Below are 6,564 nucleotides of genomic sequence, written 5' to 3' on the forward strand. Positions count from 1 at the left end.
GTGAGGACGCGCAACGCCGTTGCCCTTTTCCTCACACATGACGGTTAGCCGTCAGGATCGCCCATGCCCGCCCCATTCGCCGTGCCGTTTCGCCCGACCCTGCTCGCCCTGTGCTGCTCCCTGAGCCTCAGCGCTCATGCTGCCACCCCAGCCACCCCGCAGGATGCGAACACCGGTCAGGAGGGCAACACGCTGGAACTGGGCGCTACCAACATCAATGCCGACGCCCCCGCGCCAAGTGCCCTACCCCCGGTGTACGCCGGCGGCCAAGTGGCACGCGGAGGTCAATTGGGTGTGCTGGGCAACCAGGACATCATGGACGTGCCATTCAGCATGGCCTCCTACACCGAGAAACTGATTCGCGACCAGCAGGCCGAGACCGTCGGTGACGTGCTACTCAACGACTCGTCCGTGCGCCAGGCGTCGGGGTTTGCCAACCAGGCGCAGACCTTCATGATTCGTGGCCTGCCACTGAATGGCGACGACATTTCCTTCAACGGCTTGTACGGCATCCTGCCGCGCCAGATCATCTCCACTGACGCCTTGGAGCGCGTGGAAGTGTTCAAGGGCCCCAATGCCTTCATCAACGGCGTGACGCCCGGCGGTTCGGGGATCGGCGGCGGTGTGAACCTGCAACCCAAGCGCGCCGATGATGTGCCGTTGCGTCGATTCAGCACTGATATCAGCACTGATGGGCGGGTGGGCGAACACTTGGATATTGGCCAGCGCTTCGGTGAAGACAACCGTTTTGGCGCACGGGTGAACCTGTCCCAGCGCGAAGGCGATACCGGTATCGATGATGAAAGCCAGCGCTCGAAGCTGTTTGCCGTCGGCCTGGACTACCGTGGCGATGCGTTGCGCTTGTCGAGTGACTTTGTGTACCAGAAGCAGCGAATCAACGGCGGGCGCAACTCGGTCTTCCTGGGCACCGCCACCCATGTCCCGGATGCACCGTCGGCCGACACCAACTACGCGCCAAGCTGGAGCAGCACCAACCTTGAAGACACCCTGGGAATGCTGCGCGCCGAGTATGACTTGAACGAAAACTGGACGGCCTATGCGGCGGCAGGCGCCAAGCACACCCGCGAAATGGGGCAGTATTCATCTGTCACCCTGACTGACAACAGCGGCAACGCCCTGGCGAGCCGCTCGACCATTGCCCACGAAGAAGACAACCGCAGCGCCATGGGCGGCCTGAATGGCAAGTTCCAGACCGGCGCTATCAGTCACCGCCTCAACTTCGGTTTGGCCGGTATCTGGACCCAGGCACGCAACGCCTATGTGTTCAACGCTTCGTCGACAGCGACTCCAACCAATATCTACGACCCGGTAACCGGCGCACCGCCCACCTTGAACAACCCACGCAATACGCCAGGCACTGATTTCAGCGACCCAACCATTACCGCCAAGACGTTCGTGCGCAGCGCAGCGGTCTCCGATACCTTGGGGTTCTTCGATGACCGCCTGTTGGTCACGCTCGGCGCGCGCCGCCAGCAGATGGTGGTGCAGGGCTACAACTACATGAGCGGGACCCGCACCGCCAACTACGACGAGTCGATCACCACTCCGGTCTACGGCTTGGTCTTCAAGCCGTGGGAGCACGTGTCCTTCTACGCCAATCGCATCGAAGGCCTGGCCCAAGGGCCGACATCTCCCGTCAATTCGGGCAACCGGACCATCATTGGCGGTGGACAGGCGTTTGCGCCCGCGCGCTCCAAGCAAATCGAAGCAGGCGTCAAGGTTGATATGGGCACCTATGGGGCAACACTGGGTGTTTACCGTATCGAACAACCTGGGGCCGGTTACGTTCAAGTCATCGATGCAACGACAGCGCGTTATGTCCGCGAAGGCCTGCAGATCAACAAAGGCGTTGAGTTGAACGTCTTCGGCGAACCGGTCAGCGGCCTGCGCCTGCTGGGCGGCGTGACCGTCATGAAGACCGAACTCAAGGACACGCAAAACGGCGCCAACGACGGTAACCGCGCAATCGGCGTGCCTTCGTTCCAGCTCAATGCCGGCGTGGATTGGGATGTGCCTGGCCTGCAAGGCGTGACCCTCAACGGCCGCATGTTGCGTACCGGTGGGCAGTACGCCGACGCCGCGAACAACCTGAGTCTGCCGGCATGGAACCGCTTCGACGTAGGCGCGCGCTACAACTTCAAGGTGGCCCAGCGTGACGTCACCCTCGGCGCCACCGTGGAAAACGTCGCCAACGAAAAGTACTGGGAATCGGCGCAGGGCGGTTTCCTGAGCCAAGGCGATCCACGTGTCGCCAAGCTGTCGGCCAGCGTGGACTTCTAACAGGGCGGCAACAACGTGAGCCGGCAGATTTGCGCATCCCCGGCTCACCACTAGCCTCAGGGCTTCTCTCACATGGAAGTCTGACAATGAAGTTATCTCGTTCCCTGCGCCAGGCAATCGCCCTGGCCACCCTTCTGTCCGCCGGCAACCTGGTGGCCCATGCCGCCGATATCCCGCTGTCCAAATCCCTTGAAGCCGATGAAGTCACCACCAAAGTGCTGGCGGTGGATGCCGCCAAGCATCAGGTCGTGCTTGCGGGAGCTGAGGGCCGTGAGGTGCATGTGCAGCTCACCGATGACGCCAAGGACCTGGGCAATCTCAAGGTCGGCGACCAGGTCAAGGTGTTGACCACCCACTCGGTCGCGGCCGTGCTGGACACCGACGTGGACAAGAGCGCACCAGACGCCAGCGAAAAAACCGGCGTGATCCGCGCCACCGCCGACAACCCGAACCCAGGTGGCGCGGCCTTCCGCCAGGTGCAGGTGCAGTTGAAGATCACTCATATCGACCTGAAGAAAAACCAGGTCACCCTGGAGAATCCAGCCGGTGCGACGAAGGTGTTGAACGTTGAGAAACCGGAAATCCGTGCCGGCCTCAAAGACCTCAAGGTCGGGCAGAGTGTGGTGGTGACTTACACCGACACCCTGGAGATCACCACCGCTCACGAAGGCTGAGACCAGTGAAAGGCGGGCATCACTGATGATGCCCGTTACCCTCAAGCCTGGCGGGCCCGGCTCAGGTAGTTTTCGATGTTGCCCATCTGTTCGTCCCAGCCACGGGAATTCATTTTGAAGGCCTTCTGCCGTCGTGCCTCAGGCACGGCATCGAACCCGGATTCGACCACCCGCAGCAGAATGCCCGGCGCCCGATCCTTAATCGTGAACTCCACCAACGTTGGGGTTTCCTGGTCGTAGTCGACACCCTCCTCTACCGCAAAGGGATGCCACCAGAAAGAAAACAGTGTTTGCGGCAGGATGCGTTCGATCCTGGCCTTCCAGATCACATGTTCGTAGCCCGGATAAGTGATCGGCGCCTCGATACTTTGCCCGGCAACGAAGGTTTTGCCTGTAAGGGCGATACCAAACCATTGGCCGAATTGCTCGGCATCGGTGATGGCCTCCCAGACCTGTCTACGTGACGCGTTGAGCAGGGCTTTTCGTTCGATTCGATCCAATACGTGCATAAGTCACCTCCTCCATTGACAGTAGGCGACATCGAACAATGCGCAACCTTTCGGCCACGCATTGGTGTTGCGACTTACTTCAGAACTTCCACTTGGCGTTGACCATCGCATTACGCGGCTCGCCATAGGAACCTGAGTTGAACGTGCCCATGCCGTCGTAATACTTCTTGTCGAACAGATTGTTGACGTTCAGTCCTACGGACAAGTGCTCATCCACCTGGTAGTTCGCCAACAGGCCCACCACAGCGAAGGGATCCTGGACCGCCTTGTAGTACGGCCCGGTGTAGTTGATCTGCGTGGTGGCGTACATCTCGCTCTGCCAGGTGACATTGCCGCCCACCGTCAAACGGTTCAGGGTGTCTGGCAGGCGGTAAGTGGTGCCGAGCTTGAACAGGTTGATCGGCTGGTTGACCTCCACGCGCGCTCCGTCCTTGGCATGCGACTCGCGGTAGGTATACCACTTCACCGGAAATCACGGATGCGCAGCGTGTCGGCGAAAGGTAAATTGTCCCCCTCCCCTTGAGGTGATCACGATGACTCAACAGCTCCATGGAAGTTGCTTCTGCAAGGCCGTGCACTATCAACTCGACAGCCTGGATATGCCCATCAGCCACTGCCATTGCAACAGCTGCCGCAAGGTGCATGCGGCGGCATTTGTGGCGACGGCAGGCGTGATGCGTGAACACTTTCGCTGGACACAGGGCCAGGAGTTGCTGGCGTCCTTCGAATCGTCGCCGGGCAAACTGCGGCATTTCTGCTCGCGCTGTGGTTCACACCTGATGGCGGAGCGAGAGCATCAACCCCACGTCATTGTGCGGGTGGCGACGCTGGATGACGATCCGGGCGTCAGGCCCACCGCGCACATCTGGACCGCCCATGATGTGCCTTGGCTGGTCTACGAAGACGTAGATCAATGGGACGAGTGGAAAGCCTGAATCACACCTTGGGGTCGCCGGGCGCTTTTGCCGGCGTCGCATATTGTGGTTTCAGATGGCCTTCCTGGTCGAGCAGCCAGGCGTCCATGATCTGGCGCACCACCGGGCCTGCCACGCGGCCGCCGGCCTCGCCGTTTTCGATCATCACCGAAATCACGATCTTCGGGTGTTCGGCCGGCGCGAAGCCAACGAACAGGGCGTTGTCGCGATGGCGTTCCAGGGTCTTCTCTCGGTTGTAGCGCTCACCTTGCTTGATCGCCACCACTTGCGCCGTACCACTCTTGCCGGCAATGCGGTATTGCGCGCCTTGTGCGGCAGCGCGGGCGATGCCACGCGGATCGTGCATCACCAGTTGCATGCCGTGATTGACCTGCTCCCAGTCACGCGGGTCCTTGAGGACCACGTTGGGCATGGGGTTTTCATCCACGGGTGGCACACCATTAATGGTCTTGGCCAGGTGCGGTCGGTTCCACACGCCTTTATTGGCGATCAATGCGGTAGCCTGGGCCAGTTGCAGTGGCGTGACCTGCATGTAGCCCTGACCAATGCCGAGGATCACGGTTTCACCCGGGAACCAGGGTTGCCGGCGCGTGGCGCGCTTCCAGGCCTGGGAAGGCATCAGGCCGGCGGACTCTTCGAACATGTCCAATGAGACTTTCTGGCCCAGGCCGAACTCAGCCATGTAGTCGTGCAGGCGATCGATGCCCAGCTTGTGGGCCAAGTCGTAAAAGTAGGTGTCGTTGGAACGCATGATGGCCGCGTCCATGTCTACCCAACCGTCGCCGCTGTGGTTCCAGTTGCGGTATTTGTGGTCAAAGTCCGGCAACTGGTAGTAGCCAGGGTCGAATACTCGGGTTTGAGCAGTAACAACACCACTGTCCAGACCGGCGATGGCGACTTCCGGCTTGATGGTCGAACCTGGCGCGTAGAGCCCGCGTAATACACGGTTGAACAGCGGACGGTCGATGGAGTCGTGCAGCGCGGCGTATTCCTTGAAGCTGATACCGGTGACAAACAAGTTCGGATCGAAACTTGGCTTGCTGACCATGGCCAGTACTTCACCGGTTTGCGGGTCCAGTGCAACCACCGAACCACGGCGATCACCCAAGGCTTCTTCTGCCGCTTCCTGAAGGTGCACGTCGAGGCTCAGCACGATGTTTTTGCCGGGGATCGGGTCGGTGTGCTTGAGTACGCGCAGTACGCGGCCCTGAGCATTGGTCTCGACCTCTTCATAGCCGACGTGGCCATGCAACTCGGATTCGTAGAAGCGCTCGATACCGGTCTTGCCGATGGACTGCGTACCGCGGTACTCCACGGAGTCGAGGGCTTTGGATTCCTTCTCGTTGATCCGGCCTACGTAACCGATGGAGTGCGCAAAGTGAGCGCCCAACGGGTAATGGCGGACGAACTGCGGTTCTACGTCTACGCCAGGGAGGCGGAACTCGTTCACGGCCAGTAGCGCGATCTGCTCTTCGGTCAATTCGTAAAACAAGGTCACAGGGACGAAAGGATGGCGCGCCTGTTTCAGCGCCTTGTCGAAGACAGCGCGGTCTTCGGTAGGCAGGTGCAGCAAGCTGACGATAGCGTCCAACTCCCCCTTGAGGTCGGTGGTGCGTTCGCGGGTGATGGTCAGGTTGTAGCTGGGGCGGTTGTCGGCCAGTACCACGCCGTTACGGTCATAGATCAACCCACGCGTCGGGGTGATCGGCAATACGTGGACACGGTTGTTCTCGGAAATCGTGGAGTGATAGTCGAACTGTACGACCTGCAGAAAGTACATGCGCCCCACCAGCGCGCAGGTGATGCCGATCACCAACAGCGCGCAGGCGAGCAGGCGCTTGTTGACTAGGCGGTTCTCTTTCTCGTGATCTTTGATCGGTATGGGTTCAGGCATTTCTACAGCATCTCGTTGAATAAGGTCGACGCCGCGTCCTGCGGATGAAAGATCAATCCCTGTGAAAATGTGCTGCACCATACCAAAAATGCGGAAACACTTTGTATCGAATTCCCGAACGGCATGCTGATGAGCCGTTTTTATGAGAGCAATTGCACAGAGGAGTCACAGGGTTGTCGAATTGATTTGCGATGACTGAAATTTTCGACCGCCCAAAACAAAACCCCATCTGCTTTCGCAAATGGGGTTTC

The 6,564-nt window shown here is 59.9% G+C and carries 6 protein-coding genes; 3 read left to right on the forward strand and 3 right to left on the reverse strand.

Features of this window, described 5'->3' with window-relative positions:
* Positions 1–63 precede the first annotated feature (63 nt).
* Together WH299_RS28255 and WH299_RS28260 are read left to right on the forward strand one after the other, a co-directional pair.
* A complete protein-coding gene (locus tag WH299_RS28255) occupies positions 64–2,301 on the forward strand; it encodes a TonB-dependent receptor (protein ID WP_339551944.1) in 2,238 nt (745 codons plus the stop codon).
* Positions 2,302–2,387: 86 nt separating this feature from the next.
* Positions 2,388–2,975, forward strand: coding sequence for a hypothetical protein (locus WH299_RS28260; RefSeq protein ID WP_123474282.1), 588 nt, complete (start codon positions 2,388–2,390; stop codon positions 2,973–2,975).
* 41 nt (positions 2,976–3,016) lie between these two features.
* Here WH299_RS28260 and WH299_RS28265 read toward each other — a convergent pair whose 3' ends face one another.
* Complete coding sequence (locus WH299_RS28265) at positions 3,017–3,484, reverse strand: SRPBCC family protein (protein WP_126571722.1); 468 nt, start codon at positions 3,482–3,484, stop codon at positions 3,017–3,019.
* A 79-nt stretch (positions 3,485–3,563) separates the two neighbouring features.
* Entirely contained in the window at positions 3,564–3,950 is a 387-nt protein-coding gene (locus tag WH299_RS28270) for a TonB-dependent receptor domain-containing protein (protein WP_339551945.1), read from the reverse strand.
* Between the two features lie 67 nt (positions 3,951–4,017).
* On the opposite strand from WH299_RS28270, the gene WH299_RS28275 reads away from it, so the two are divergent.
* A complete protein-coding gene (locus WH299_RS28275) occupies positions 4,018–4,419 on the forward strand; it encodes a GFA family protein (protein ID WP_122729392.1) in 402 nt (133 codons plus the stop codon).
* Position 4,420: 1 nt separating this feature from the next.
* Here WH299_RS28275 and mrdA read toward each other — a convergent pair whose 3' ends face one another.
* Positions 4,421–6,313, reverse strand: a complete 1,893-nt coding sequence (gene mrdA / locus WH299_RS28280; RefSeq protein WP_339551946.1) for a penicillin-binding protein 2 — start codon at positions 6,311–6,313, stop codon at positions 4,421–4,423.
* Between the last annotated feature and the right edge of the window lie 251 nt (positions 6,314–6,564).

This window comes from Pseudomonas sp. MYb541, from assembly GCF_037479595.1.
Classification (GTDB): domain Bacteria; phylum Pseudomonadota; class Gammaproteobacteria; order Pseudomonadales; family Pseudomonadaceae; genus Aquipseudomonas; species Aquipseudomonas canadensis.

Bases quoted from the DNA above. Each gene is read 5' to 3' on its own strand.
- WH299_RS28275 (WP_122729392.1), top strand. From the start codon at position 4,018: ATGACTCAACAGCTCCATGGAAGTTGCTTCTGCAAGGCCGTGCACTAT.
- mrdA (WP_339551946.1), bottom strand. From the start codon at position 6,313: ATGCCTGAACCCATACCGATCAAAGATCACGAGAAAGAGAACCGCCTA.
- WH299_RS28265 (WP_126571722.1), bottom strand. From the start codon at position 3,484: ATGCACGTATTGGATCGAATCGAACGAAAAGCCCTGCTCAACGCGTCA.
- WH299_RS28260 (WP_123474282.1), top strand. From the start codon at position 2,388: ATGAAGTTATCTCGTTCCCTGCGCCAGGCAATCGCCCTGGCCACCCTT.
- WH299_RS28255 (WP_339551944.1), top strand. From the start codon at position 64: ATGCCCGCCCCATTCGCCGTGCCGTTTCGCCCGACCCTGCTCGCCCTG.